Annotated in this window: 20 protein-coding genes; 11 read left to right on the forward strand and 9 right to left on the reverse strand. The window is 67.1% G+C overall.

Annotated elements, in window-relative coordinates; all coding sequences use genetic code 11:
• Nucleotides 1-8: 8 nt before the first annotated feature.
• The 5 genes from GDR74_RS15280 to GDR74_RS15300 are packed head-to-tail and all read left to right on the forward strand — an operon-like array spanning nucleotide 9 to nucleotide 4714.
• Nucleotides 9-1067: an ABC transporter permease gene (locus GDR74_RS15280; protein ID WP_425486931.1), complete on the forward strand. Its 1059-nt coding sequence runs from the start codon at nucleotides 9-11 to the stop codon at nucleotides 1065-1067.
• Complete coding sequence (gene nikC / locus GDR74_RS15285) at nucleotides 1064-1999, forward strand: nickel transporter permease (protein ID WP_425486961.1); 936 nt, start codon at nucleotides 1064-1066, stop codon at nucleotides 1997-1999. Before GDR74_RS15280 ends, nikC begins: the two co-directional genes overlap by 4 nt.
• Nucleotides 1996-2835 carry an ABC transporter ATP-binding protein gene (locus GDR74_RS15290; RefSeq protein WP_152587101.1) on the forward strand — a complete coding sequence of 280 codons (840 nt, stop codon included), beginning with the start codon at nucleotides 1996-1998 and terminating at the stop codon, nucleotides 2833-2835. Before nikC ends, GDR74_RS15290 begins: the two co-directional genes overlap by 4 nt.
• 6 nt (nucleotides 2836-2841) lie before the next feature.
• Nucleotides 2842-3615 (forward strand): ABC transporter ATP-binding protein, encoded by a 774-nt coding sequence (locus GDR74_RS15295; RefSeq protein ID WP_152587102.1) that lies wholly within the window; start codon nucleotides 2842-2844, stop codon nucleotides 3613-3615.
• A gap of 31 nt (nucleotides 3616-3646) precedes the next feature.
• On the forward strand, nucleotides 3647-4714 hold the full coding sequence (locus tag GDR74_RS15300) for a dipeptidase (protein ID WP_152587103.1): 1068 nt from the start codon (nucleotides 3647-3649) through the stop codon (nucleotides 4712-4714).
• Nucleotides 4715-4802: 88 nt separating this feature from the next.
• Here the strand turns inward: GDR74_RS15300 and GDR74_RS15305 are convergent, their stop codons facing one another.
• The 4 genes from GDR74_RS15305 to GDR74_RS15320 form a co-directional block, all read right to left on the reverse strand.
• On the reverse strand, nucleotides 4803-5642 hold the full coding sequence (locus GDR74_RS15305) for an ABC transporter permease (RefSeq protein WP_152587104.1): 840 nt from the start codon (nucleotides 5640-5642) through the stop codon (nucleotides 4803-4805).
• Nucleotides 5643-5645: 3 nt separating this feature from the next.
• A complete protein-coding gene (locus tag GDR74_RS15310; protein ID WP_152587105.1) occupies nucleotides 5646-6509 on the reverse strand; it encodes an ABC transporter permease in 864 nt (287 codons plus the stop codon).
• On the reverse strand, nucleotides 6506-7591 hold the full coding sequence (locus tag GDR74_RS15315) for an ABC transporter ATP-binding protein (protein ID WP_152587106.1): 1086 nt from the start codon (nucleotides 7589-7591) through the stop codon (nucleotides 6506-6508). Before GDR74_RS15315 ends, GDR74_RS15310 begins: the two co-directional genes overlap by 4 nt.
• A gap of 70 nt (nucleotides 7592-7661) precedes the next feature.
• Nucleotides 7662-8735: an extracellular solute-binding protein gene (locus tag GDR74_RS15320; RefSeq protein WP_152587107.1), complete on the reverse strand. Its 1074-nt coding sequence runs from the start codon at nucleotides 8733-8735 to the stop codon at nucleotides 7662-7664.
• Between the two features lie 193 nt (nucleotides 8736-8928).
• Here GDR74_RS15320 and pip point away from each other — a divergent pair, with 193 nt between their 5' ends.
• Nucleotides 8929-9873: a prolyl aminopeptidase gene (gene pip, locus GDR74_RS15325; RefSeq protein WP_152587108.1), complete on the forward strand. Its 945-nt coding sequence runs from the start codon at nucleotides 8929-8931 to the stop codon at nucleotides 9871-9873.
• A gap of 26 nt (nucleotides 9874-9899) precedes the next feature.
• On the opposite strand, the gene GDR74_RS15330 is transcribed toward pip, so the two are convergent.
• Nucleotides 9900-10685 (reverse strand): 3-hydroxybutyrate dehydrogenase, encoded by a 786-nt coding sequence (locus tag GDR74_RS15330; protein WP_152587109.1) that lies wholly within the window; start codon nucleotides 10683-10685, stop codon nucleotides 9900-9902.
• Nucleotides 10686-10878: 193 nt separating this feature from the next.
• Here GDR74_RS15330 and pxpB point away from each other — a divergent pair, with 193 nt between their 5' ends.
• Together pxpB and GDR74_RS15340 are read left to right on the forward strand one after the other, a co-directional pair.
• Nucleotides 10879-11625 carry a 5-oxoprolinase subunit PxpB gene (gene pxpB, locus GDR74_RS15335; protein WP_152587110.1) on the forward strand — a complete coding sequence of 249 codons (747 nt, stop codon included), beginning with the start codon at nucleotides 10879-10881 and terminating at the stop codon, nucleotides 11623-11625.
• A complete protein-coding gene (locus tag GDR74_RS15340; RefSeq protein ID WP_152587111.1) occupies nucleotides 11622-12647 on the forward strand; it encodes a 5-oxoprolinase subunit C family protein in 1026 nt (341 codons plus the stop codon). Before pxpB ends, GDR74_RS15340 begins: the two co-directional genes overlap by 4 nt.
• 88 nt (nucleotides 12648-12735) lie before the next feature.
• On the opposite strand, the gene GDR74_RS15345 is transcribed toward GDR74_RS15340, so the two are convergent.
• Nucleotides 12736-14940 (reverse strand): malate synthase G, encoded by a 2205-nt coding sequence (locus tag GDR74_RS15345; protein ID WP_152587806.1) that lies wholly within the window; start codon nucleotides 14938-14940, stop codon nucleotides 12736-12738.
• A 139-nt stretch (nucleotides 14941-15079) separates the two neighbouring features.
• On the reverse strand, nucleotides 15080-16594 hold the full coding sequence (locus GDR74_RS15350; RefSeq protein ID WP_210251025.1) for a sensor domain-containing diguanylate cyclase: 1515 nt from the start codon (nucleotides 16592-16594) through the stop codon (nucleotides 15080-15082).
• Between the two features lie 378 nt (nucleotides 16595-16972).
• Between GDR74_RS15350 and GDR74_RS15355 the strand changes: the two genes are divergently transcribed.
• From GDR74_RS15355 to GDR74_RS15365, 3 genes are all read left to right on the forward strand, one after another.
• On the forward strand, nucleotides 16973-18958 hold the full coding sequence (locus GDR74_RS15355; protein WP_152587112.1) for an autotransporter assembly complex protein TamA: 1986 nt from the start codon (nucleotides 16973-16975) through the stop codon (nucleotides 18956-18958).
• A gap of 8 nt (nucleotides 18959-18966) precedes the next feature.
• Nucleotides 18967-23250: a translocation/assembly module TamB domain-containing protein gene (locus GDR74_RS15360; RefSeq protein ID WP_152587113.1), complete on the forward strand. Its 4284-nt coding sequence runs from the start codon at nucleotides 18967-18969 to the stop codon at nucleotides 23248-23250.
• Nucleotides 23251-23365: 115 nt separating this feature from the next.
• A complete protein-coding gene (locus GDR74_RS15365; RefSeq protein WP_152587114.1) occupies nucleotides 23366-24256 on the forward strand; it encodes a LysR family transcriptional regulator in 891 nt (296 codons plus the stop codon).
• A gap of 305 nt (nucleotides 24257-24561) precedes the next feature.
• Here the strand turns inward: GDR74_RS15365 and GDR74_RS15370 are convergent, their stop codons facing one another.
• Both GDR74_RS15370 and GDR74_RS15375 read right to left on the reverse strand, forming a co-directional pair.
• Nucleotides 24562-25104 carry a DUF1003 domain-containing protein gene (locus GDR74_RS15370; protein ID WP_152587115.1) on the reverse strand — a complete coding sequence of 181 codons (543 nt, stop codon included), beginning with the start codon at nucleotides 25102-25104 and terminating at the stop codon, nucleotides 24562-24564.
• 234 nt (nucleotides 25105-25338) lie between these two features.
• Nucleotides 25339-26643 (reverse strand): NRAMP family divalent metal transporter, encoded by a 1305-nt coding sequence (locus GDR74_RS15375; RefSeq protein ID WP_152587116.1) that lies wholly within the window; start codon nucleotides 26641-26643, stop codon nucleotides 25339-25341.
• Nucleotides 26644-26808: the final 165 nt, after the last annotated feature.

The following is a 26808-nucleotide window of genomic DNA, read 5'->3' on the forward strand; positions in this document are numbered from 1 at the left end:
AGCCGCCAATGGTTTCCACCGCCATGAGCCGGGGCGGAGAGCACGCAAGTGCCCTCCGCTCCTTCCTTAAGAGAGCCGCCCAGTTCGTGATCGTCCTGGCGACGACCCTGCTGGGCCTCGTCGCGGTCACGTTCTTCATCGGCCGCGTCGTGCCGATCGATCCCGTGATCGCCGTCGTCGGCGATCGCGCGCCGCCGCAGGTCTACGAGCGGGTGCGCAAGGAGATGGGGCTCGACAAGCCTCTCGCCGAGCAGTTCGTCATCTACGTGAAGAAGGCGGCGACCGGCGATTTCGGCAACTCGGTGCTGACCACCAATCCGGTGATGACGGACATCGCCAGGGTGTTTCCCGCCACCCTCGAGCTGGCGACGCTCGGCACCATCATCGGCACCCTCATCGGCATCCCGCTCGGAGTCCTCGCTGCCGTGAGGCGCGGATCGCTAATCGACCAGATCGTGCGGCTCCTGGGTCTCGTCGGCTATTCGGTGCCGATCTTCTGGCTCGGCCTGATGGGTCTTCTGCTGTTCTATGCCAAGCTCGGCTGGGTCGCAGGTCCCGGGCGCATCGACGTCACCTACTCGTATCTCTACACGCCCGTCACGGGCATCGTGCTTCTCGACACCCTCATGCAGGGCCAGATGGACGCCTTCTGGGACGCGGTTTCCCACATCGTCCTCCCCGCCTGCCTGCTCGGCTACTTCTCCCTCGCCTATATCAGCCGCATGACGCGCTCCTTCATGCTCAACGAGCTGGCGCAGGAATACGTCATCGCGGCGCGGGTGAAGGGGCTCTCCGAATTCCGGGTGATCTGGCGCCATGCGCTGCGCAACGCCGCCGTGCCGCTGATCACCGTGATCGCCCTGTCCTATGCCAATCTTCTGGAAGGCTCCGTCCTCACCGAAACGGTCTTCGCATGGCCCGGGCTCGGCCAGTACATCACCAATTCCCTGCAGAACGCGGACATGAATGCGGTGCTCGGCGGAACGATCGTGATCGGAACGGTCTTCGTGCTGCTCAACCTTGTGTCCGACCTGCTCTATCGCATTCTCGACCCGAGGACCCGCTGATGGCCGGCGCCCCTCCCCTCCCCCAGCCTTCGGGCCTGCAGGCCTGGCTGCTCTCCCCCGAACCCGCCTCCCGCTGGCAGGCCCGCCTCGGCCGCTTCTATCTCGGCTGGCGCGGCTTCACCAAGAATCCCCTGGCGGTGCTGGGCCTCGCCATCGTGGTCCTGCTGATCCTGGTCGCGATCTTCGCTCCGCTGATCGCGCCCTATTCGCCGGTTGCCGGCGGCGACCTGCGCACGCAGCGCCTTCTGCCGCCGAGCGAGACCTTCTGGTTCGGCACGGACGACCAGGGACGGGACATCTTCTCCCGCGTCGTCTACGGCTCGCGCATCACCCTCTGGGTGGTGATGCTCGTCGCGGTGATCGCCACGCCCATCGGCGTCCTGATCGGCACAGTCTCCGGCTATCTCGGCGGCTGGGTCGACACGGTGCTCATGCGGATCACCGACATCTTCCTGGCCTTTCCGCGCCTCATCCTGGCCCTGGCCTTCGTCGCGGCCCTGGGACCGGGCATCGAGAACGCGATCATCGCCATCTCGATCACCTCCTGGCCTCCTTACGCGCGCATTGCCCGCGCCGAGACCCTGACGGTCCGCAACAGCGACTTCATCGCCGCCGTGAAGCTCCAGGGCGCTTCCACGCCCCGGATCATCTTCGGCCACGTCATCCCGCTGTGCATCTCCTCCGTGATCGTCCGCGTCACCCTCGACATGGCGGGCATCATCCTGACCGCCGCGGGCCTCGGCTTCCTCGGCCTCGGTGCGCAGCCGCCCATGCCCGAATGGGGCGCGATGGTGGCCACCGGGCGCAACTATCTCATCGACCAATGGTGGGTCGCGGCCATGCCCGGCCTCGCCATCTTCGTCGTCAGCCTCGGCTTCAACCTCCTGGGCGACGGCCTGCGCGACGTGCTGGACCCGAAGGCTGCGAAATGACCAAGCCGCTGCTCGAAGTCGAGGACCTGCGTGTCCGTTTCCACCTGCGTACCGGCACCGTCGAGGCGGTTCGGGGCGTGTCCTTCCAGCTCGGCCGGGAGCGGCTCGGCATCGTCGGCGAATCCGGCTCCGGAAAGTCGCAGACGGGGCGGGCCATCCTCGGCCTGACGCCCCCGCCCGGCGAAGTCAGCGCAAAGCGCCTGACCTTCGACGGGATCGACCTGCTCACCGCGTCGAGGCGGACGCTGCGCGATCTGCGCGGGGGCCGCATCTCCATGGTGATGCAGGACCCGAAATATTCCCTCAACCCGGTCATGACCATCGGCGAGCAGATCATCGAGGCCTACAGAGCTCATGCCAGGTCGGCGAGCCGCGCGGAAGCCCGGGACCGGGCGCTCGCGATGCTGGAGGCGGTGAAGATGCGCGATCCGGCCCGCGTCTTCTCCCTCTATCCGCACGAGGTGTCGGGCGGCATGGGTCAGCGGGCGATGATCGCGATGATGCTCGTGACGGAGCCCGACCTGCTGATCGCCGACGAGCCGACGTCGGCCCTCGACGTCACGGTATCGATGGAGGTGCTGCGCATCCTCGACGAACTCGTCTCGGAGCGGGGCATGGGCCTCATCTTCATCTCGCACGACCTGAAGCTGGTCTCATCCTTCTGCGACCGCGTGCTCGTGATGTATGCAGGCCGCGTGGTCGAGGAGGTCGAGGCGAAGCACCTGCGCGAGGCCACGCACCCCTACACGCAGGGCCTCATGCGCTGCCTCCCGACTCTGGCGGAGGACGTCCGCCCGCTTCCGACCCTCAACCGCGATCCCGCCTGGGCCCGATAAGATCCGATGCTCGATATTCAGAACCTCAAAGTCGTCTACGGAACGGGGCGTCTGCGCGTCGAGGCGGTGAAGGACGTCAGCTTCCATGTGGAGACCGGTGCCTCCTACGGGCTCGTCGGCGAATCCGGATCGGGCAAGTCAACGGTGCTGCGGGCCATCTGCGGCTTGGCTCCGATCTCCGCCGGGCGCGTGCTCGTCGACGGGCAGGAGGTGAAGTCCCCGCGCGACAAGGCCTTCTATCGAACCGTCCAGATGGTGTTCCAGGATCCCTATGCGTCGCTCCATCCGCGCCACACGGTCGACCGGACCCTCTCGGAGCCGCTTGCCATCCACGGCGAGAAGGACGCGGAGGCGAGAATCCTCCAGGCCCTGCGCGAGGTCGGGCTCGGTCCCTCCTTCCGCTTCCGCTATCCGCACCAGCTCTCCGGCGGCCAGCGGCAGCGCATCGCCATCGCCCGGGCGCTGATCCTGCGCCCGAAGGTGCTCCTGCTCGACGAGCCGACCTCGGCCCTCGACGCCTCCGTCCAGGCGGAGATCCTGAACCTGCTCGACGATCTGCGGCGCAGGATGGGTCTCACCTATATCCTCGTCAGCCACGATCTCGCCGTGGTCGCGCATCTGTGCGACCGGCTCCTCGTCATGCGCCATGGCGAGGGCGTCGAGGAAACAACCGCCGCGGCTCTCCGCTCCGGCCAGGCCTCGAACAGCTACACGCGCGAGCTGATCGAGGCGAGCCGCGGCTTCTCGCGGGATGCGGCGAAAGCCGCCGCCGCGATCTGAACCGCCCCATTCCAGCAGCCTGCGTGAGCCCATGTCCCGTTCCTCCCCGATGCCGGTCTTCGACGGCCACAACGACGTTCTCCTGCGCCTGATGCGCGGCAAGATGCAGCCGGAGCGCGCCTTCCTCGAAGGCGACAATCTCGGCCATCTCGACTGGCCGCGGATGAAGGAGGGCGGCTTCGCGGGCGGCTTCTTCGCGGTCTATGTCCCTTCGGAAGGCGGCGGCGTCGACGTGGACGCGCTGATGACCCGCCCGCAATACGATGTGCCGCTTCCGGAGCCGCTGCGCCTCGAACCAAGCCAGCAGGTCACCGTGCACATGGCGGCCCTGCTGCTGCGCATCGAACGCGCGTCCAAGGGCGAGGTCAAGGTGTGCCGCACCGCAGCCGATATCCGGGAATGCATGAAGAGAGGCGCGCTCGCCGCAATCCTCCACATCGAGGGCGCGGAGGGAATCGATCCGGATCTCTATATGCTCGACGTGCTGTACCAGGCGGGCCTCCGTTCGCTCGGCCCCGTCTGGAGCCGCCCCAACATCTTCGGCCACGGCGTGCCGTTCCGCTATCCTTCGAGCCCCGACACGGGGCCCGGACTGACCGATCTCGGCAAGGAGCTGATCAGGGCGTGCAACCGCCTGAAGATCATGCTCGACCTGTCCCACCTCAACGAGAAGGGCTTCTGGGACGTGGCGAAGCTCACCGATGCGCCCCTCGTGGCGACGCACTCGAACGCCCACGCCATCTGCCCGCATTCGCGCAACCTGACCGACAGGCAGCTGGCGGCGATCCGCGAGAGCCGCGGCATGGTGGGCGTGAACTTCGCCACCTCCTTCATCCGGGCCGACGGCCAGCGGAGCGACCAGACCACCCTGGAGGAGATGATCCGCCACATGGACCACCTCATCGAGCACGTGGGGGTCGACGGCGTGGGCATGGGCTCCGACTTCGACGGCGCCACCATTCCGGCGGAGATCGGCGACGCCCGCGGCCTGCCGCGCCTCGTCGAGGCCATGCGCCGGCACGGCTATGACGAGGCGACCCTGCGCAAGCTCTGCTACGAGAACTGGATCGACGTCCTGGAGCGCACCTGGGGCGCGTAGCGGCCGCAGGCGAAGCGAGAGCCTCCAGCCGGTCTCGGCATCCTCGACGGGAAACGTCGTTGCAACGTCGGCGCTCTGTGCCGACGTCTCAGGCCTGCGTCTTCGAGGTCAGCGCGAAAAGGCTGGCGATGCCGCCGACGCCCAGCATGAGCAGCAGGCTGACCGCATTGATGGCCGGAGTCGCGCCCTCGCGCATCTGCCCGTACATGGTGATCGGCAGAGGCGGCTCGGAGCCGACCAGCATCAGGGTCGTGTTGAAGTTCTCGAAGGACATGAGGAGCGCCACGAGGCCTGCGCCGACGAGCGCGGGCCGCAGGAACGGCAGCGTCACCGTCCGCAGCACATGCGCCCGGCTCGCTCCAAGATCGAAGGCGGCCTCTTCGAGCGAGCGATCGAACTTGCGAAGGCGCGCGGCGATGATGAGCGTCGCGATGGTGAGGATGAAGGACAGCTGGCCGAGAATGACGAGCGGCAGCCCCGGGCGGAGCGGGTCGAGGTCAGTCTGAAGAGCCTCCTCCAGCCCGTTCGCCACCCGCGAGAAGAAGGCCAGGATCGAGATGCCGAGGATGACCCCGGGAATGACCAGGGGCCAGAGCATCATCATCGCGACGAGGGACTTGCCGGGAAACTCCGCCCGCTCGAGCACCCAGGCGTTGACCGTGCCGAGGAGGACCGCAAGGAGCGCCACGGGAACCGCGACCTTCAGGCTGTTGCCGATGCTGGCAAGCCAGATCGGGTCCATGAGGACGCCCGGCTTGCCGAAGGCCGACCCGTCGCCGACGAACCAGTCCAGCGTCCAGCCTTTCCAGGGCGGAGAGGGAAACGGGCTTGCATTGAACGCGAAGATCGCGACCACGAGCAGCGGCGCGAACAGGAAGATGTAGAAGGCCGCGATATAGAGCTTCCAGGCGATGGAGGGTCTGTTCATGGCTCAGGCCTGCCGCAGGGTCGTGCCGAGGCTCTGCCCGCTCAGGCGCAGGCCGGCCCAGACGATGACGGACGAGAGGACGAGGAGAAGAATGCCGAAGGCGGCACCCTGCGGCCAGTTGAAGCGGGTGATGAACTGCGCGTAGATCTGCTCGGTGAACCACAGCCCGTTCTTGCCGCCCAGGAGCACCGGCGTCGCGAAATTGCCGACGGTGAGCATGAAGACGATGATGGAACCTGCGACGATGCCGGGCATGGCGTGGGGGATCACGATCCGCCGCAGGACGGTCCGCCGGCTGCCGCCGAGGTCGTAGCCGGCCTCGACTACCGCGGGCTCCAGGCTCTCGAGCGCGTTCGCGAGCGGCACGATCATGAATAGGAGACCGCCATAGACGAGTCCGAGGATGACGGCGCCGTCGTTGTAGAGCATCTCCAGGGGCTGCCCGACGAGCCCCGTCTTCTGGAGCAGATACGAGACGAGCCCCGTCTCGCGCAGGAGCATCATCCAACCGAGCGTGCGAACGAGCTCGGACACCCAGAACGGCAGCAGGCAGAGCAGCAGCAGCATCGCCTTCAGCCGTCCCTGCGCCACGCGGGCGATGTAGAGCGCGATGGGAAAGGCCAGCACGAGCGTCAGCGCAGTGACGAGGATCGACATGATCGCCGTGCGCGCGAAGGTGCGCCAGTAGAGCGGCTCCGTGAAGAACTCGATGTAGTTGCCGAAGCCGAACCGGTAGACGCGCGGCGCGACCCGTTCGCTCAAGGACAGGACGAGAATCTCCACGTGCGGGAGGACGATGAGCAGGCCGAGCCAGATCAGCGCCGGGGCGAGGAGGAGAAAGAGAGTAAGGCGTTGCGCCGGTTTCATGCCGCGAACACCTTCGTCGCTTCCGCAGTCCATCCGAGATGGACCGGCGCCCCGACCTCGATCCCCGCCAGCGGACCCGCCTGGGGCAGGACCGCGCGGACAGGCTGGTCGAACCCGGCAGTGTCGATCAGGAGGCTCGAGTTCGCACCGTCGAACAGGACTGCCGAAACACGTCCCTCGAAGCGGTTCGGCAACGCGCCGAGGCTCTCCGCGTTCGACGAAAGGGCGATGGCCTCCGGCCGCACGAAGCAGAGAACCGACCTGGAGGAGACCGGGCCGGCGCCCCGGACGGTGCCGCCGGAAGCAAGCCGCACGCTCACCGTTCCCGAGGTCCCGTCGACCGCCTCCCCCGCCCAGCGGTTCGCCTCTCCGACGAAGCTCGCCACGAAGGGGGTCATGGGGTTGTGGTAGAGTTCGCGCGGGCTTCCCACCTGCTCGAAGCGGCCCTGGTTCATCACGGCGATGCGGTCGGACATGACCAGTGCTTCCGACTGGTCGTGCGTGATGTAGACGAAGGTGGTGTTGAAGGTGCTCTGGAGCTGCTTGAGCTCGATCTTCATGTGCTCGCGCAGCTTGAGGTCGAGGGCGCCGAGAGGCTCGTCGAGAAGCACGAGGGTCGGCTCCAGCACCAGGCAGCGGGCGATGGCGACGCGCTGCCGCTGGCCGCCCGAGAGCGCCGTGACCCGGCGCTCCGCAAAGCCCTTGAGCCCTACGCGCTCCAGCATGCGCGACGCGCGCCGCTCCGCCTCGGCCCGCCCGACGCCTCGGCAGAGCAGGCCGTAGGCCACGTTCTCGCCGACGGTCATCATCGGGAAGAGGGCGAGGCTCTGGAACACCATGTTGACCGGGCGGCGGTTCGCCGGGACGCCGATCATCGACTTGCCGCGGATCCGGATGTCGCCCGAGGTCGGCTCCTCGAAGCCCGCGATCATGCGCATGAGGGTCGTCTTGCCGCATCCGGACGGGCCGAGAATCGAGAAGAAGTCGCCAGGCGCGACGGAAAAGGACACGTCGTCCACCGCGAGGTGGGCCCCGAACCGCTTGGTGACGCTGACGAGGTCGAGATCGCTTGGGGAAACCATGGGTACCGTACACTGAGAAGAGTCATCCCCCGGACAGGCCGGGGGATGACGATGGGCAGAGACGGACGCGTCAGGAGCCGGCCTTCAGGCGGTCGAGGATCTTGCCCTCGATCTCCTCGATTCCGGCCGGCACCGCCGGGTACCACTTGATGTTGTCGATGGCCGCCTTCGGGAAGCTCTCGGCGAACTGGTCCTTCAGCTTGCCCTGCATCAGCTTGTCCGCGCCGTTCGAGGCGGTGAAGTTGCCGGCGGATGCCGCGACCTTCGCCGCGATCTCGGGGCGCATGTTGAAGTTGATCCACTTGTAGGCCGCGTCGTCGTTGCGGCCCTTGGCGGGAATCGCGAAGGTGTCGACCCAGCCCAGGGCGCCGGACTTGGGCGCGACGAACTTAATGTCCGGGTTCTCGGCGTTCAGCTTCCAGCCGCCCGTATCCCAGGCCATGGCGGCGACCACTTCGCCGGAGCGCAGGGCGTTGAGGAGCTGGTCCTTGCCGTCCCAGAAGAACTTCACGTTCTTCTTGCACTCGGCGAGCTTGGCGCCGACCTTTTCCATCATCTCGGCGTACTTCTTCTGGTCCTTGTAGGCTGCGAAGGGGTCCATGCCGCTGGCGAAGGCGAAGGCGATGAGGGTCGGCCGCTTGGCGCGGAAGCTGGCCTTTCCGGCGACGGCCTGGCTGCACAGGTCCGTGTAATCGGCAACGCTGGGCGCCGCCTTGGTGTTCACCACGAGGCCGTCCGTTCCCCAGATGTGCGGAACGCCGTAGACCTTGCCGTCGACGGTGGTGTTCTTCTTGGTCGCCTCGAGCATGGAGGCGATGAACAGATCGGACTTGATCTTCGAAAGGTCGAGGGGTTTGTAGATGCCGAATTCCTGCTGGGGACCGGCGATGCGGTCCTGGCTCGGCTGGACGAGATCGAAACCTGCGCCCTGGGTGGCGCGCAGCTTGGAGATCATCTCCTCGTTGTTCGAGAGCGTGACCTCGACTTCGATGCCCGTCTCCTTGGTAAACTGCTGCACCACTTCGGCTGGCGCGTAGTCCGCCCAGGTCAGAAGCCGCAGCTTCTCGGCGGCCTGCGCGCCGCCCGCGATCATGAGAGCGGCGAAAGCCGTTGCCAGCTTCAGGCTGGCGCGTTTGGTCAACATCGTATTCCTCCAGTTCGGTCCGGGTTCGACCCGTGTTCCCCGTTGCAAAATTATATGACAGCCGGACGACGCGCTACTGTCTTGCAGCGCTTCTACGTATACGCCCCTTTCTGAGCCGGCTCAATTTAACCCTGCGGCAGCTGACAGGAACCCGAACATCGGGATATGAAGGGCACCTATCCGGAGCTTGGCGATGCGCACCCTCTATCCTCCGATCGAACCCTACGACCACGGCTGGCTCGATGTCGGCGACGGCCACCGGGTCTATTGGGAGCTGTGCGGCAATCCGGAAGGAAAGCCCGTGGTCTTCCTCCACGGCGGCCCCGGCGGAGGCTGCTCGCCGGCGCAGCGGCGCCTGTTCGATCCGGAGAAGTACCGAATCCTGCTGTTCGATCAGCGTGGATGCGGCCGCTCGACCCCCTATGCCAGTCTCGACCACAACACCACGTGGCATCTCGTGGCCGACATCGAGCGCCTGCGCGCCATGATCGGCGTCGAGAAATGGATGGTCTTCGGCGGCTCCTGGGGCAGCACCCTGGCGCTTGCCTACGCGGAAACCCATCCCGGGCGGGTCAGCGAGCTCGTCCTGCGGGGCATCTTCACCCTGAGACGCGCGGAGCTTCTCTGGTACTATCAGGAGGGGGCATCCTGGATGTTCCCGGACAAGTGGGAGCGGTTCCTCGCTCCGATCCCGCCGGCGGAGCGGGGCGACCTGATGGCGGCCTACCGCCGCCGCCTCGTCGATCCGGACCCGGCCGTGCAGATGCAGGCCGCGCGGGCCTGGAGCATCTGGGAAGGGGAGACGATCACCCTGCTCCCGAACAAGGACTACTCCGACCAGTTCGGGGACGATCATTATGCCCTGGCCTTCGCCAGGATCGAGAACCATTACTTCGTGAATGCCGGGTTCTTCGAGGAAGGGCAGCTCCTGCGCAACGCCCACCGCCTGAAGGACATTCCTGGCGTGATCGTCCAGGGCCGTTACGACATCGCGACGCCGCCCGCGACGGCCTGGGCGCTCCACAAGGCCTGGCCGGAAGCCCGCTTCATCATGGTGGAGGACGCGGGACACGCCTTCACGGAGCCCGGCATCCTGCACCACCTCATCGAGACGACGGACGCGTTCGCGAGGGGCTGATCCCTCGCGAGTGCATCCACGGGCCGTCACTTCGCGGTCCAGCCGCCGTCCATGGAGAGGTTGGCGCCCGTGATCTGGCTCGCCGCGTCCGAGCAGAGGTAAACCGCAAGTGCCGCGACCTGGTCGGCCGTCACGAACTGCTTGGTCGGCTGCGCCTCGAGCAGGACGTCGTTGATGACCTGCTCCTTCGTCATGTTGCGCGCCTTCATCGTATCGGGGATCTGCTTCTCCACGAGCGGGGTCCAGACATAGCCGGGGCTGATGCAGTTGACCGTGACGCCGAAGGTCGCCGCCTCCAGCGCCACCGTCTTCGTCAGGCCGGCTATGCCGTGCTTGGCCGCGACGTACGCGGACTTGAAGGGGGAGGCCACGAGGGAGTGGGCCGAGGCGGTGTTGATGATGCGGCCCCACTTGCGGGCCTTCATGCCCGGCAGCGCGGCGCGGATCGTATGGAAGGCCGAGGAGAGATTGATCGCGATGATCTGATCCCATTTCTCGATGGGAAAGTCCTCCACGGGCGAGACGAACTGGATTCCTGCGTTGTTCACCAGGATGTCGACCGTGCCGAAGGTGTCCTCGGCCAGGCGGATCATACCGGCGACCTCGTCGGGCTTCGCCATGTCGGCGGGAGAATAGATCGCCTTGACGCCGAAGCCGCTCTCGATCTCCGCCCGGACCTTCTCTATCTCCTCGGCCGGGCCGAACCCGTTCAGGACGATGGACGCCCCCTCCTTCGCGAGGGCCCGCGCGATCGCAAGGCCGATGCCGCTGGTCGAGCCGGTGACGACGGCTGTCTTGTTCTTCAAGGTCATGACGTGCTCCGCTTATCCTGTGGGCCCTCTGGCAGGCCACCGGCATAGCACGAAGCGCGGGCTTGGCGGGAGTCCGGGGCCGTTTCGCCCTGCCGGCGGAGAATTCACGCGGCCGCCATGCTTTTCGGGCATTGCTCCGATCCGGGGACGGCCGTTGAACCGGCGGCCCCGATATGAGATGGGGCGGGCGGTAATGAAGGCATTTTGCAGCGGGACCCCTGTGCAGGCACCGAGAATCCTCCCCTGTGGCGACAGCGCCCTGTCGGTCGAGTTCGGCGACACCATCGACCCCGAGGTCAACGGCAGGGTTCTCGCCCTCGACGAGGCTCTGCGCCGGAAACCGCTGCCGGGAATCCTCGAGACCGTTCCGACCTACCGCTCCCTCCTGGTGCACTTCGACCCGGTGGCGGCGGATTTCGCCGAACTGTCGCAGCACCTTCTTTCCGAGGCGGAGGGCCTGGCGCCGCAGGCCACCTCGGGCCGGCGCTGGAAGGTGCCCGTCGTCTACGGCGGCCCCAACGGCATCGACCTCGAAGAGGTGGCGGAGCGGCACGGGATGTCCCCTGCGCGGCTCATCGAGCTGCATTCCGGCGCCGTCTACCGGATCTACATGCTCGGCTTCATGCCCGGCTTCGCCTATCTCGGGGGTCTCGACCCGCGGCTCGCCACCCCCCGCCGGGTCCACCCCCGGGCGAGGATACCGTCCGGCTCCATCATCATCGGCGGCGCCCAGGCGGCCGTCGCCTCCATCGAATGCCCGAGCGGCTGGCACCTTCTGGGCCGCACCCCCGTCCGCAGCTACGATCCGGGCCGCGAGCCCGTCTTTCTGTTCTCCGCGGGCGACGAAATCGTGTTCGAGCCCGTCGGGCCCAGTCGATGGGACGCCCTGGAACGCGCCGCCGAGGCCGGCGAGCCCGTCGCCGAACAGGTGACGCCATGACGGCTCTCGTCATCAAGTCCTGCGGTCCCATGACCTCCCTGCAGGATCGCGGACGCTACGGATACCAGCGGTTCGGCGTCTCGCCTTCTGGCGCCATGGACCGGCGCGGTCTCGCTATGGCCAACGCTCTCGTCGGCAACGCCCCTTGGACGGTCGCCATCGAGTTCGTGCACCTGGGCGGCGCATTGACCGCGAGCGGCGGGGACGTTCTCATCGCGCTGGCAGGCGCGGACTGCTCCCTTGCCATCGACGGCAAGGCGGTCGCCCCCCGGACGGCGGCCCTCCTGAAGGAAGGGCAGACGGCGGAGGTGGGCCATGCGAGGCGGGGGACCTTCGCCTATCTCGCCGCTGCAGGCGGCTTCGCCGTCCCGGCTTCGCTCGGGAGCCGGTCCCTCCATCTGCGATCCCGGATGGGGGGCCTTGACGGGCGCCCCCTGCAGGCGAACGACCGCCTGGACTGCGCGGCGACGGGCGGGCCCGCCCCCCTCATGCGCCTTCCGGACGATCCCGCGCCGGACGACGGTCCCATCCGCGTGATGCTGGGACCGCAGGACGACTACTTCACGCCCGAGGCGATCCGCACATTCCTGGAAAGCGAGTTCACCGTCAGTTCTCAGGCCGACCGCATGGGATTCCAGCTCTCGGGTCCCGTGCTGGAGCACGCCAAGGGCTTCAACATCGTCTCCGACGGGATCGTCGAGGGACATGTCCAGGTCCCCGGCAGCGGCCAGCCCATCGTTCTGATGCGCGACCGGCAGACGGCGGGCGGATACCCGAAGATCGCGACCGTGATCGGGGCCGACCTCGACCGGCTCGCGCAGGTGCGCCCCGGCTCGCCGGTCCGGTTCCGGGCGGTGGACCGGGAGGAGGCGGTGGCCGCAGCCCGTGCCTTCCGGTCATGGGTCGAGGCATTGCCGCGCGCGCTCGTCCCGGTCCGGCTCTCGCCCACGACGGAGGACCTCTTGGCGGCCAACCTGATCGGCGGCGCCGTCCATGCGCTTGACCCAAACGTCCCGGAGTGACGCCGTTCGCGGGCTTGCCCGGGGCCGGCACATGGCCCCGGGGGTCTTCCCTTGGCTGCGCCGAGAGACGGAGAGGCAGGTTCCCGTCTTATGAGGCGGTCTTCACGCCGCTCTGACCGCTCCGGTCCGGCGCGCCGAGTGCCTTCGCCTCCCGGCGGCGCTGGTGCAGGATCCACTCGGTATAGCCGTTGGGCTGCTCGCGGCCCTTGAAGATCAGGTCGCAGGCCGCCTGGAAGGCCGGGCCGTCGAAGCCCGGGGCCATGGGCCGGTAGAGCGGATCGCCCGCGTTCTGGCGGTCGACGATCTCCGCCATGCGCCGGAGCGACCGCATCACCTGATCCTTCGTCACGATGCCGTGGTGCAGCCAGTTCGCGAGATGCTGGCTGGAGATGCGCAGGGTCGCGCGGTCCTCCATGAGGCCGACATCGTGGATGTCCGGCACCTTCGAGCAGCCGATACCCTGGTCGATCCAGCGCACCACGTAGCCGAGGATGCCCTGGCAGTTGTTGTCGACCTCCTCCTGGACGGCCTCCGGCGCCCAGTTCGACTGCGAGACGGGGATCGTCAGGATGTCGGAGAGCTTCGCAGGCGCACGGCCCTTGAGCTCCTCCTGGCGGGCATGGACGTCCACCTCGTGGTAGTGGAGCGCATGAAGCGTGGCGGCGGTGGGCGAGGGCACCCAGGCCGTGTTCGCGCCCGCCCGCGGATGCCCGATCTTCTGGGCCAGCATGTCCGCCATCTTGTCGGGCGCGGCCCACATGCCCTTGCCGATCTGCGCATGGCCGGGCAGGCCGCAGGCGAGGCCCACGTCCACGTTGTTGTCCTCGTAAGCCTTGATCCAGGGCGTCGCCTTCATGTCGTTCTTGCGGATCATGGGCCCCGCTTCCATGGAGGTGTGGATCTCGTCGCCCGTGCGGTCCAGGAAACCCGTGTTGATGAAGAAGATCCGCTCCGCCGCCGCGCGGATGGCGGCCTTGAGGTTGACCGTCGTGCGCCGCTCCTCGTCCATGATGCCCATCTTGAGCGTGTTGCGGGGAAGCGAAAGCATGTCCTCGACACGCCCGAAGAGATCGTTGGCGAAGGCGACCTCGTCGGGGCCGTGCATCTTCGGCTTCACGATGTAGATCGAGCCGGTGCGGCTGTTCCTGAACCGGCCGCCGCCGCGCAGGTCGTGGATCCCGATCAGGGACGTGACCGCAGCGTCGAGGATCGTCTCCGGGATCTCGCGACCGTTCTCGTCGAGCACCGCATCGGTGAACATGTGGTGCCCGACGTTGCGCACCAGCATGAGGCTGCGGCCGTGAAGGCGCACCTCTCCGCCCGCGGGCGAGCGATAGATGCGATCGGGATGGAGGCTTCGCTCGATCGTCTTTCCGTTCTTCTCGAAGCGCTCGACCAGATCGCCCTTCATGAGGCCGAGCCAGGTGCGGTAGATCTCCACCTTGTCGTCGGCATCGACAGCCGCCACGCTGTCCTCCAGATCCATGATCGTGGAGAGCGCCGCCTCGACGATCACGTCGGACACCCCGGCCGGGTCCTCGGCGCCGATCGGGTTCGACCGGTCGATGCGGATGTCCAGGTGGAGGCCGTTGTGGCGGAGCAGCAGCCCTGACGGCTGCCCGGCTTCGCCCTGGTAGCCCACGAACTGCCTGGGATCGGCAAGGCCGGTGGCGGCCCCGTCCTTGAGACGGACGGCGAAGCCCCCCTGCTCCACCGCATAGGCGACCGCATCCTTGTGGCTGCCCGAAGCCAGGGGCGCCGCCCTGTCGAGGAACTCCCTGACCCAGGCGACGACCTTCCCGCCCCGCACCTTGTTGTAGCCGCCGCTCCGGGAGGCTCCGCCCTCCTCGGGGATGACGTCGGTCCCGTAGAGCGCATCGTAGAGGGAGCCCCAACGGGCATTGGCGGCGTTCAGGGCATAGCGGGCATTGGAGACGGGCACCACGAGTTGCGGACCCGCGATCCGCGCGATCTCGTCGTCCACATGGGCGGTGGAGACCGTGAAGTCGCCCGGCTCGGGGCTGAGATACCCGATCTCGCGCAGGAAGCGCTCGTAATGGGCCGGATCGAAGGGTTGGCCGGCGCGCTCCCGGTGGTAGGCGTCGATCTGGCTCTGCAGGCGGTCGCGGAAGGCCAGAAGGTCGCGGTTTCGGGGGGCGAAGTCCCGCACGAGGCCGGCAAGGCCGCTCCAGAACGCCTCCGCCGAGATACCCGTGCCCTCCAGGGCTTCCGTATTCACGAAATCATGGAGAACCGGCGCGACCTGCAAGCCATGGGTCTGGATATGCTTCATCATTCCCGCTTTCCTGGATGGTTCGTTCCGAACCTATCTTATGGCCTCCACCCGGGAAAAGGAGGGGAGGACTACCAAAAGGTCGATAGAAGGGGCTTCCCCGCACCGGCCGGAGGCGCGGGCCGTTCCCGCCGCGGTTCTACCCGTTCGAATTATGAACGGCAGCCGGGGCAAGGGGTCGGCCTCCGGGTCCTTGCGCATAATAGGCCCGCTTGGCTTCGTACATGGCGAGATCGGCCTTCTTCACCACCTCCTCGAGCCGCGCGCCGCGCTCGCCGGTGGCCATGCCCATCGCGAAGCTCAGGACCTGGCTCGAATAGAACTGGTTGTTGATGACCACCAGCCTCTCGATGTTCTCCATGACCATCGCGCCCTCCCGCTCGTCGGCGCCCGGGAGAAGAAGGGCGAATTCGTCCCCGCCGATGCGGGCGGCGTGGGCAGGCTTCTGCGCCGCCTCGTTCAGGACCTCGCCCGCCCGGCGCAGCAGCGCGTCTCCGGCCGCATGGCCGAGATGATCGTTGGTGGCCTTCAGGCCGTTGAGATCGGCGACGATGATCGTGACCGGGAACGGCCCCTTGCGCTCGAGGCGGTTCAGTTCGTCCACGAAGAAGGAGCGGTTGTAGAGCTTGGTGAGCACGTCATGCTTGCCGAGATACTCGAGGTAGGCTTCCGCCTTCTTGCGGGCGGTGATGTCCGTCAGCGCCACCTGGACCAGGGACCAGTCGTGCTCGCGGCCCGGCAGGACCGAGAACTGCAGGTGGAGATGCAGTTCGTCGCCGAGAAGGGAGTAGTTCACCACCTCGCGCCTCTGGAAGGTTCGGCCCTCCCAGAGGTCGATGAGCTGCTCCCTGAAATGGGGATGCATGTCGTCGCGGAACACCTCGCGCAGGTTGCGCAGCAGGGTCTCCTTGTCGGGAGCCGCGAAGAGTTCGAGCGTATGCTGGTTCACGTCGATGACGCGGATCTCGCTCATGCAGCGCTCGACGAAATCCGGATGCACGTCGGTGAACACGCGGAAGTCGGTGATCCCCTTCTCCCGCACCTCTTCGAGAAGGCGCTTCACGCTGCTGAAATCCTCGACCCAGAGCGATATGGGGGAATGCTCGAAGAGTCCCCTGGCATATTCCTCGCTCCGCGCGAGCATGCGCCGCGCCGTCTCGCGCTCGGTCACGTCTTCGATCGCGATGAGGACCCTGTCCCAGCTCTCCTCATGTCCGGGCAGGACGGTGCCCTTCAGCTGGATGTCCAGCCGTCGGCCCGACAGGGTGTAGTTGACGGTGTTGCTGAAGAATTCGGTATTGCCGTCCCACAGCTGCACCAGCTCGTCGATATGGGTCTTCAGCATGTCGTTGCGAAAGATCTGTCCGAGATTCTGGACGAGATGAGGCAGGTCCTTCGCCTCGAACAGCGACAGGGTCTTGCGGTTGACTTTCAGGACCCGGATGCTGTCGGAACAGGCCCGGACGCGACGGGTGTCCTCTTCGAGATATTCGCGCAGCGACACGACCCCTTCGCGACGCCACTGGGCGAACAGGCTCCTGATGCCGCTGTAGTCCTCGAGCCAAAGGGAGACGGGCGCGAGTTCGAACATCTCGGCATCGTCCTTGAGGTCGCTCCCGGCCTGCGGACCGGCATCGATCTGAGTATGCGGCATGACGCGCTCGAATCAGCTGTAGGGAGGCGTGCGGACTCACGCCTCTTCAAACCGCTTTATCGCAAGGCTTTTCCGGAACCTAGAGCATTTTCAGGAGAAGTGGGAACCGGTTCTCCGTCCGAAAATGCGGCAAACCAAGAGCTTCTGAGCGGAGTGCGATTCCATCGAAGCGCAATCCGCTCTGGACCGAACTTGCGAGACGCCATGAAACAAAGTCACCAAATCCCTGTCGGGCCTTCACGTCCGTTTAACGCTACGCGCCGTTTGTCGCTCCCCTCGAAGCGCTTCAGCGCTAAAGTTCCGTGAATCTTCCCCGACCCGCGCGCGATCACAAAATGTCCGCATTCTTGCCGCTGTTGAGGACGCGAGGAGTGATGAATGCAGTTGTGGCCTTGGCGCGGCGCCGTCTCATGTTCTGTCCTCGTTGTCGCCGGGCTGCTCGCCCTGCCCGGTGGCGCCGCGCAGGCATTCGACCTGTTCGGCCTCTTCGGCACGAATGACAAGCCTCCGGCCGCCTCGCCGAAGGCCCTCCCCTATGTCCTGACCTTCGATATCTCCGGCGACCGGAAGGCCGTCGAGCAGCCATTGAAGGATGCCTCGCAGCTTTACCGGCTGCGGCAGGAAGCGCCGCTGGAGGGCGATTCTCTGGTTCGACGGGCCCAGGCGGATTTCGGCCCCATGCTCGATGCGCTGTGGGGGACAGGTTATTACAACGCGACGCTTTCCTACGAAATCGGCGGAGCGGCCCTGACGATCGGCGGCAGCCCGTCCGCCGCATCGAGAGCCGCCGAAGCCTATCGCGCCCGCGAGCCCGTTCCGGTCCGCGTCGTCGTGAACACAGGGCCGCTCTTCACCCTGCGCAGGATCGAGGTGGATGATGCGAGAACCGGGCGATCTTTCCCGCAGCAGGAGCTGCCGAGCAGGATCGTCGGGTTGAATCCCGGCGACCCGGCCCGTGCGGCCGATCTCCGGGCGGCGCGGGCGCGCATGGTAGACTATTTCCGCAGCCAGTCCCGCCCCCTGGCGAAAGCGGCTTCCACGGAGCCGGTCGTCTATCATCCCGCCCAGGCGATGGACATTACCTACACCATCGACCCAGGCCCCGTCGCGCCTTTCGGGGAGATCGGCGTTTCGGGCACGGAGAGCGTCGATCCCGCGGTGGTTCGCTCCTTCATCTATCTCGAGCCCGGCGACCCCTATTCCCCCAAGGCTCTTGCGGACACGCGCAAATCCGTCGGCACGATCCAGGCCCTCGGCTCGGTGAGGATCCGCGAGGCCGAGGCTCTCGATGCTCATGGCCGCCTGCCGGTCTTCGTCGAGGTCACGGAGCGCAAGCCCCGCGTCGTCGGCTTTTCCGCGCGGTATTCCACCGTCGACGGCCCGGCGCTGCACGGATACTGGGAACACCGCAACCTGTTCGGCGGAGCCGAGAGGCTGAGGCTCGAATCCGATCTCTTCCTCGCGCCGCGCAACGACGGAACGAGGCTCAAGCGCGTTCAGGACCTCGAACCCTCCGACATCGGCGGACGATTCAGCGCGAGCTTCATCAAGCCGGCCCTGAGCGGCAGCCGCAACGACCTCCTGCTCGACGCCCTGGTGGAGCGGAACCGGACGGGCGGCGACCGCTACGGCGGGTACACGACCCGCTTCGTGAACGGCACGGCCTTCATTCGCCACCGCTTCAGCGAGACCTTCTCCATGCAGGCCGGCACGCAGCTGCAGAAGGGTCAGACGAGCGACGTCCTCGGCAAGATCGATTACTTCCTCGTCGGCCTTCCTGCCTCCCTGATGTACGATTCCACCGACCGCCCCCTCGATCCGACCCGCGGCGCCCGCGTGAACGCGACCGTCACGCCCTACCCCAGTTTCCTCGGCTCGACGGTGGGCATGACCGTCGGCAAGGTGGAAGCTTCGGCCTATTACGCGCTCGACGACGATGCGCGGTACGTTCTTGCGGGCCGCATCGGCCTGGGATCGGTCCTCGGCGCCGACCTGGACGAAATTCCGGCCAACTTCCGCTTCTTCGCCGGCGGCGGAGGCTCCGTGCGCGGCTATCGCTACCGCAGCCTCGGCCCGCAGGGGCCTTTCGGCTACGTGGTCGGCGGGCGCAGCCTGCTCGAGGCATCGCTCGAAGCGCGCATCAAGATCACGGACACCATCGGCGTCGTTCCCTTCTTGGACGCGGGCAACGCCTTCGAGTCGAGCTATCCCGATTTCGGCGAGGAGCTGCGCGTCTCCGCGGGTCTCGGCCTCCGCTACTATACCGCCATCGGCCCGATCCGCCTCGACATCGCGGCTCCCCTCAATGCGCGCCCCGGCGACAAGCCGGTCTCGCTCTACGTGAGCATCGGACAGGCATTCTGATGACGGTCATGCGCCGCCTTCTCCTCCCCGCCGTTCTCCTCCTCGCCGCAGCCATCCTGCTCGGGCTGACGCTGGGCTCCCGCAGCGACGAGGAGGATCGCGGCTTCCTCGCCGGCCTCATCTCGCGCGCGCTGTCCACGCCCACGACGCGCGTCTCCATCGGGGCGGTGGAGGGAGCGCTCTCGTCGGACGCGACGATCCGCAACATCACGATTGCCGACCGGGACGGAATCTGGCTCCGGCTGGACAGCGCCCGCCTCGTCTGGCGCCGCCTCGCGCTGCTCTCCCGCCGCCTCGAGGTGGACCGGCTCGAGATCGGCAGGCTCGAAGTCCTGCGCCGTCCCCTGCCCTCCGAGGAAGCGGTGCCCGGATCCGATCAGCCCCTCCTTCCGGAGCTGCCCGTCCGGATCCAGATCCAGGATTTCGCCCTGCGGGAACTCGCACTCGGCGAACCCATCCTCGGCGTTCCGGCCCGGCTCTCCGCAACGGGCGCAGCCTCCCTCGGCAACCCGTCCGAAGGGCTCGACCTCAGGTTCGACGCCCGCCGCCTCGATGCGCCGGGCCAGCTCGTCGCCCGCCTGCTCTACGCCTCGGAAAACCTTCAACTGACCCTTTCTCTCGACGAGCCTGCAGGCGGCGTCCTGGCGCGGGCGGCCGCCATCCCCGGCCTCCCCCCTGTCAGACTCGACCTTTCGGGGGCGGGAACGCTCGACGACTTTTCGGCCAAGCTCACCTTCGATGCCGGCGACACCATCGGCGCGACCGGACAGGCGAACCTGCGCAGGACCGGCGCCGCGCGACTGCTGGACATCGACACGCAGGCGCGCATCGAAGGCCTTCTCCCCTCTCCCGTCGCTCCGGTCTTCGCCGGCACGACCGCGCTGAAGGCGCAGGCCTCCTTCGCCGACGACGGCTCCATCGAAATTCCGCAGATGTCCGTCGCCTCGCAGACCGCGCGGCTCGACATCACCGGCCGCGTTGCCGCCGACAGGGTGGTCGATCTGAAAGTGTCCGCCCGCGCCGTGCCTACGGCGGAGGGAAAGACCGTGGCCGGTGTCGCGGAGATCCGCAAGCTCGTCTTCGACGGCAGCGTTGCGGGTCCCCTCGCCTCTCCCGCCGTCGCAGGCAGGCTCGACGCGAAGGAGGTGCGGCTCCCGTCGGGCCGCTTCGATACGCTCGCAGGGACCTTCTCCGCCTCGCCCACGGGGCCGCTTTCCGACAAGGCGACCCGCATCCCGTTCTCCGCCGACGCTTCCGCTGCCGGGGTCGTGCTGACGGATCCGGCTCTCGCGAAAGCCGTGGGCTCGCGGTTCACCCTGACCCTGCGCGGATCCGCGGCGCCCGACGGCACCGCCGCCGTCGAGACCGCCCATCTCGCCGCGCAGACTCTCGATGCCCGCTATGCGGGACAGATCGGAAGCCGCGACGCCCGCGGGCGCCTTGCCGTCACGGCCCCGGATCTCTCCCGTTTCGAGGACATCGCCTCTCTTCGGCTGCGAGGGGCTCTCGCGCTGACGGCGGATGTCACGGGGCTGCTGTCGAAGGGACCTGTCACAGCGGCGCTCGACGGAAGCGCCACCCGCTTCGCGACAGGAATTGCAGCGCTCGACCGGTTGATCGGGGCCCGGCTGACCTTCGCCGGCACCGCGCAGACGTTGAACGGCGACGGTTTCGGACTTCGCGATCTCGTTCTGCGAGGCGCCCATGCCGATCTCCGCCTCAATGGCACCGCCGCCGTCGGGAACGTGGACCTCAATGCCTCTATCCAGATTCCCGACCTTGCCCGGGCGGACGACCGCCTCACGGGGCAAGGGACGATCACGGCCCGTCTCTCCGGATCGGCGGCGCGCCTGAAGGCCGAGACCCATGCCGAGGCGAGCCGGGCCACGGCCCTCGGCCGGCCCGTGCCGCGCCTTGCTCTCGACGCCGTCGTCGAGGACCTCACGGGCCGCCCCGATGCGCGCGCGACACTTACGGGAGAGATGGACGGCAAGCCGGCGACCGGCACGCTGCGCGCGAGCCAGTCGCAGGACGGAGGATGGAGCATCGATCCGCTCGATCTCAAAGTGGGCACCGCGACCATCGCCGGCCGTCTCTCCCTCGACCCGATGCGGCTGGCCGCGGGTCAGATCCGGATCGACGCTCGCAACCTCGACGATCTGTCGCCCCTGGTCCTGATGCGCCTGTCCGGAGACATGGCGGCCACGCTGTTGCTCACATCCGACAACGGCCGCCAGAATGCCGTTCTGTCCGCCAGCGGCGGACGCCTGCGTTTCTCCGAGATCCGCGCCGAGCGCTTCGCTGCGGATCTTTCCGTCGTGGACCTCTACGCCAGACCCGTCATCGATGGCGGACTCACCGTGGAGCGTGCCTCGCTGGCGGGACAGGAGATGACCCGGATCCGTCTCGATGCGAAGGGCGCGCCTTCGGCGAGCGACATCAGCCTCACCGCTCAGGCGCACGGCTTCGACCTTGCCGTGCAGGGCCGCGTGGTTCCGGCGGATCCGGTCCGCCTGGAGGTTGCGACATTGACCGTGCGCCGGGACCGCCGCCAGATCGCGCTCGCGCAGCCCGCCACCCTCGTGCTCGACAAGGGTGCCCTCGGCATCGGTCGTTTCATCCTGGCCATAGACCGCGGCACCCTCTCCGTGGAAGGACGTCTCGGATCGGAGCTCGACCTGAGCCTCGATGCGCGCACGATCTCTCTCGCCTCGGCCGACATCCTCGTACCGGGGCTCGGCCTGTCCGGAATCCTGAACGGCAGCGCCCGGATCGGTGGGACATCGAACCGTCCGACGGGAACCTGGCGCCTGCGGGTGGACGACCTCGCGATGCCGCAGCCGCGCAACCTCGGCCTTCCGCCCATCGACGCGACGGCGGAGGGCCGGCTCGGGAACGGACGGACCACCGTCACCGCCGCAGTCGACATGGGACGCGCGGGCATGCTGAGGATCGGCGGTGACGTGCCTCTCGACGCATCCGGCAATCTCGACCTCGCGGTGCAGGGACGCATCGATCTCGCCGTCGCGAACGGCTATCTCTCCGCCTCCGGCCGAAGCGTCACCGGACAGGCCGACGTGAATGCGCGAATCGGAGGCACGGTCTCGGCCCCTTCGCTTACCGGCAGCGCCAATCTCTCGGGCGGCAGTTTCACCGATGCGGTGCAGGGCATCCGCCTCACGGGCATCCGCGGGCGCCTCGTGGCCCGCGGGACGGATGTGACCATCGAGCAATTCCTCGCCTCGACCCGCAACGAAGGCAGCCTCTCGGCAACGGGGCGCATCAGGATCGACCCTGCGGCGGGCTTCCCCGGTGAGATCCGCATTACGGGACAGAACGCGGAACTTGCCTCCAACGACATCGTGACGACAACGGCCGATCTCGCACTTTCCTTGTCCGGTCCCCTGTCCCGGAATCCCCGGATCGGCGGCGAGGTCCGCATTCTCTCCATGGAGGTGACCATCCCGGAGCGGATCGCGGCGACGATCCGTCCGCTCGCCAACACGAAGCATGTCCGTCCGCCGCCGGTCGCCGCGGCGCGGCTCGCCCTGGCGGCCAAGGCAAAGGCGAATGCTCGCCGGGCGCCGCCGTTCGACGCCGTGCTCGATCTCACGGTCACGGCGCCGAGCCGGATTTTCGTGCGGGGCCGCGGGATCCAGGCCGAACTCGGAGGAAATCTCCGTCTCACCGGAACGCTTGCCGACCCCGTCGCCGTCGGCGCCTTCGATCTGCGGAACGGGCGTTTCACGATCGTCGGCACGCGCCTCGACTTCACCCGCGGCCGCCTCACCTTCACGGGCGACCTCACGCCCGCGCTCGACTTTGCCGCGGAAACCCGGGCCGGGGACGTGACCGCCCAGGTCTTCGTCTCGGGAACGGCCCGGGATCCGCGCTTCACCTTCTCGTCCGATCCGGCCCTGCCTCAGGACGAGGTGCTGTCGCGCATTCTCTTCTCCAAGGCCTCGGGCGGCCTTTCGGTGGGTCAGGCCGTCCAGCTCGCGCAAGTCGCCGCACAGTTTGCCGGAGGCGGAGGCGACGACGTGTTCGAAAGCCTGCGCAGATCCCTTGGCGTGCAGGGTCTCGACATCTCCTTCGGCGCGGACGGCGGCCCGACCATCGGCATTTCGAAGGCGTTGAGCGACCGCATCAGCGTGGGCGTGAAAGCCGGCGCCTCGGCGGAGCAGAGCGGGGTCAGCGTCGACATCGACGTCACCCGCAGAATCCGCGTCCAGGGCGAGGTCGGAGCCAACGGCAACACCTCGGTCGGCATCGGGGCGGAATGGGAGTACTGACCGGCAGGGCACGCTGGCGCCTGCGTATCTTGAAACGGGAGCCATGTGCTCTCGTTGTGAAATGGCGGGCGCGGAGACTGGCATGCCCCGTCTCATCGAAAGCGGGAGAAGGCGCTTGGACTGGGACAAGATCAGGTTGTTTTACGAAGTTGCCGAAGCGGGCAGCTTCACGCGTGCGGGGGAGCGTCTGGGCCTCAACCAGTCCTCCGTGAGCCGGCAGATCGGCGCCCTGGAGCACGAGCTGAAGGTTCCGCTCTTTCACCGCCACGCCCGCGGCCTTCTCCTCACCGAGCAGGGCGACATGCTCTTTCAGGCCGCTCAGGAGATGCTGCTGCGCCTGGAAACGACGCGCAGCCGCCTCACGGAGACGAGCCAGCTGCCTGCAGGCAACCTGAAGGTCACGGCGACCGTAGGGCTCGGCGCGATCTGGCTGGCGCAGCGGGTATCCGAGTTCATCGAGCTCTATCCGGACGTTCACATCCAGCTGATCGTCACCAATGAGGAGCTCGATCTCGCCATGCGCGAGGCCGACGTGGCGATCCGCCTGCGCAGGCCCGCCCAGCCGGACCTGATCCAGCGGCGCCTGTTCACCGTGCACTATCACGCCTATGCCTCGGTCGCCTATCTCGAGCGCTTCGGCGAACCGAAGACGGTGGAGGATCTCGACAACCACCGCATCGTCTGTCTCGGCGGCAATCAGCCTCCCTTCGTTCTCGCCGTCCACCAGCTGGCCACGCTGGGACGGGACCCGAAGGATCCGCGGCCCAGGCACCTCGTCGTCAACGACAGCCTCGCTCTCCGCCATGCCATCGAGCATGGTGCAGGCATCGGCATGGCACCGGCCTATGCCATGGAGGGCAAGCCCAACATCGTGAAGATCCTGCGCGACATCGAGATGCCGTCCCTCGACACCTATCTCGTCTACCCGGAGGAGATGCGCTCCGTGGCACGCGTCCAGGTGTTTCGCGACTTCCTCGTCTCCAAGGCCCAGAGCTGGGCATATTAGAGCATCGGACGCGAACGCGAACTCACGTCCGATGCTCCAGGATTTTGGTTTCACGCATCTTTCCGCGCAAACCGGTTCCCACTTTCGCGCTCGATGCTTTAGAGCCTTTTCCGGAGAAGTGGGAACCGGCTTACGCTGACGCGGCCCTTCCGGGTCCGTCCGAAAATGCGGCGAACCAAGAGCTTCGGAGCGGAGCGCGATTCCATCGAAGCGCAATCCGCTCTAGCCCCTCCTCGGCAGAAGCGGGGCAGTCCCCGATCGGGCAGAGCAGCGGGAACGTACGGGCTCCCGCTCTCCCTGCCCCTTCAAACCGCCTGCTTCGAGCCCGCGGACTTCGCGTTCGAGTTGGCCGCATGGAGCGCCAGCAGGCGCTCCATCTGCGCCTGGAGCGCGTCCATCTTGTCGCTGAGCGATGCGATTTCCATCTCGCTCTTCAGGTTGACCTCGTAGTCCAGGGCGGCGGCAAGCCGGTCCTTCGCCGCTTGGCGGTTCTGGCTCATCATGATGACCGGAGCCTGCAGGGCGGCCAGCATCGAGAGAAGCAGGTTCAGGAAGACGAAGGGGTACGGGTCGAAGGCCCCTTCCTTCAGAAGGACCACGTTGAGCAGGGCCCATGCTCCGAGAAAGACCGCAAAGCCGACGATGAAGCCCCAGGAGCCGCCGATGGCGGCGACCCTGTCCGCCAGCCGCTGACCCATCGTCAGGCGGTCGTCGAACTCCCGGTTCAGGTTCCGGGCCGTATGGACGCGGCGGGCCACCCGCGCGATGACGCGCCGGTCCCGGGCATCGAGGGGAGAAAGCCCAGCATGAAGCAGGTGCTGGGCGAGGAAGCGCACTTCCGTGTTCATGGCTCACCTTCCTTTCGACCGGCCGTCGCAGCCCGGTCGCAGGTGAGCCGATCAAGCGATCAGGCGCCTGCGCGAGGCGGGGACGGCACGGTCAATCGACTGTGACTGTCGCTTGGCATAATGGTCATGGTTCCTGTGGGGCCGCCGGTCTGCCTGGGCAGAGGGAGGCGGCTGCGATGGACATGCGCCTCGCGGCGGGTTTCGTCAAGGGTTTCCTTGCGCTGCCGGGTCCGCTCAAAGGGAAGTGGCGAACATTCCAAGGACGGCGATGGCCATGACGGCCGTCGAGATCCAACCCCAGCGGCGCAGCCAGCCGCGGATGGCGAAACGGCCCATGATATCCTGGCGGGAGGCCATCAGCATCATCGTGACCATGACCGGTACCGCGATTATCCCGTTGAGGACGGCGCTCCAGTAAAGAGCCTTGATCGGGTCGATCTGCGTGAAGGTCAATGCCATGCCCACGAGGGTGGCAAGCGCCACCGTCGCATAAAAGGCCTTGGCCTCCTGCCACCGGCGGGAGAACCCGATGGGCCAGCGGCGCGCCTCGCCGATGGCATAGGCCGCCGAACCGGCGAGGACCGGCACGGCCAGGAGGCCCGTGCCCACGATGCCGATGGTGAACACCCAGAACGCAAACCGGCCGGCAATGGGGCGCAAGGCTTCGGCGGCCTGGGCCGAGGTCGCGATGTCGGTGATCCCATGGGCGTGGAGCGAGGCGGCGGTGGTCACGAGGATCGCCAGGGCGACGAGGTTCGAGAAGGCCATTCCGACGATCGTATCGACCTCGATCCGGTGCAGGGCGGCCTTGCCCTGCTCGGGCGCCCGCCGCAGCCTTCTGCGCCGTGGATAGGCCTCGATGTCCTCCACCTCCTCGGCGGACTGCCAGAAGAAGAGGTAAGGACTGATCGTCGTTCCCAGCACGGCGACGATGGTGGTGAGATAGGCCTCGTTCCACTCGATCCTCGGCACGAGCAGGCGCACGGCAAGGACGCCCCAATCGACCTGGACCGCGATGACGGCCGCGAAATAGGCGAAGAGCGCCAGCGTCAGCCACTTCAGGACCATCACGTAGCGCGTGTACTGCATGAAGACCTGCATGTAGATGCAGATCCCTGCGAAGAGCAGAATGTAGGCAGGCCTTGCTCCGGGAAGCAGAAGATTGACCGCGTCGGCCATCGCCCCGAGATCGGCGCCAAGATTGATGGTATTGGCCACGAGCAGCAGCACGACGACGACCTGGAGCAGCCAGTTGGGATAGTGTTTTCGCAGGTTCCCGGCGATGCCGCGGCCCGTCGTGCGGCCGATGCGGGCGCTGATCATCTGCGCCGCCGTCATGAGCGGGAAGCTGAAGAGCATCACCCAGGACAGCGCATACCCGAACTGCGCACCGGCCTGGCTGTAGGTGGCGATCCCGCTGGGATCGTCGTCGGAGGCGCCCGTGATCAGGCCAGGCCCGAGCACCTTGAGAAGACCCGATTTCTTCGGTGCGACGGCAGGGCTCTGCCGCTCGGGATCCAGATCCTCTTCAGGCGACATGCGGAACGTCCCGGTTCGTCTCAGCCCAGTTTAGCATCTCCCCGGCAGGCGGGAAGAAAAGCCTTGAACCGGCTTGCGCTTCGGTGAAATCGCAAGCCGCTTCCCAAGCCTTTGTGCGTCGCATTTCCGGCGACGCCGAAGACCCGAAGGGCGGCGCCTGCCCAG

Origin of the sequence: Microvirga thermotolerans, from assembly GCF_009363855.1 — a bacterium.
GTDB lineage: Bacteria > Pseudomonadota > Alphaproteobacteria > Rhizobiales > Beijerinckiaceae > Microvirga > Microvirga thermotolerans.

Coding starts and splice junctions, on each gene's coding strand:
- GDR74_RS15305 (WP_152587104.1), bottom strand. CDS start 5,642: ATGAACAGACCCTCCATCGCCTGGAAGCTCTATATCGCGGCCTTCTAC.
- GDR74_RS15340 (WP_152587111.1), top strand. CDS start 11,622: ATGACGGCTCTCGTCATCAAGTCCTGCGGTCCCATGACCTCCCTGCAG.
- GDR74_RS15315 (WP_152587106.1), bottom strand. CDS start 7,591: ATGGTTTCCCCAAGCGATCTCGACCTCGTCAGCGTCACCAAGCGGTTC.
- pip (WP_152587108.1), top strand. CDS start 8,929: ATGCGCACCCTCTATCCTCCGATCGAACCCTACGACCACGGCTGGCTC.
- GDR74_RS15355 (WP_152587112.1), top strand. CDS start 16,973: ATGCAGTTGTGGCCTTGGCGCGGCGCCGTCTCATGTTCTGTCCTCGTT.
- GDR74_RS15345 (WP_152587806.1), bottom strand. CDS start 14,940: ATGAAGCATATCCAGACCCATGGCTTGCAGGTCGCGCCGGTTCTCCAT.
- GDR74_RS15290 (WP_152587101.1), top strand. CDS start 1,996: ATGACCAAGCCGCTGCTCGAAGTCGAGGACCTGCGTGTCCGTTTCCAC.
- GDR74_RS15300 (WP_152587103.1), top strand. CDS start 3,647: ATGTCCCGTTCCTCCCCGATGCCGGTCTTCGACGGCCACAACGACGTT.
- GDR74_RS15370 (WP_152587115.1), bottom strand. CDS start 25,104: ATGAACACGGAAGTGCGCTTCCTCGCCCAGCACCTGCTTCATGCTGGG.
- GDR74_RS15320 (WP_152587107.1), bottom strand. CDS start 8,735: ATGTTGACCAAACGCGCCAGCCTGAAGCTGGCAACGGCTTTCGCCGCT.
- pxpB (WP_152587110.1), top strand. CDS start 10,879: ATGAAGGCATTTTGCAGCGGGACCCCTGTGCAGGCACCGAGAATCCTC.
- GDR74_RS15280 (WP_425486931.1), top strand. CDS start 9: ATGGTTTCCACCGCCATGAGCCGGGGCGGAGAGCACGCAAGTGCCCTC.
- GDR74_RS15330 (WP_152587109.1), bottom strand. CDS start 10,685: ATGACCTTGAAGAACAAGACAGCCGTCGTCACCGGCTCGACCAGCGGC.
- GDR74_RS15375 (WP_152587116.1), bottom strand. CDS start 26,643: ATGTCGCCTGAAGAGGATCTGGATCCCGAGCGGCAGAGCCCTGCCGTC.
- GDR74_RS15350 (WP_210251025.1), bottom strand. CDS start 16,594: ATGCCGCATACTCAGATCGATGCCGGTCCGCAGGCCGGGAGCGACCTC.
- GDR74_RS15360 (WP_152587113.1), top strand. CDS start 18,967: ATGCGCCGCCTTCTCCTCCCCGCCGTTCTCCTCCTCGCCGCAGCCATC.
- GDR74_RS15295 (WP_152587102.1), top strand. CDS start 2,842: ATGCTCGATATTCAGAACCTCAAAGTCGTCTACGGAACGGGGCGTCTG.
- GDR74_RS15310 (WP_152587105.1), bottom strand. CDS start 6,509: ATGAAACCGGCGCAACGCCTTACTCTCTTTCTCCTCCTCGCCCCGGCG.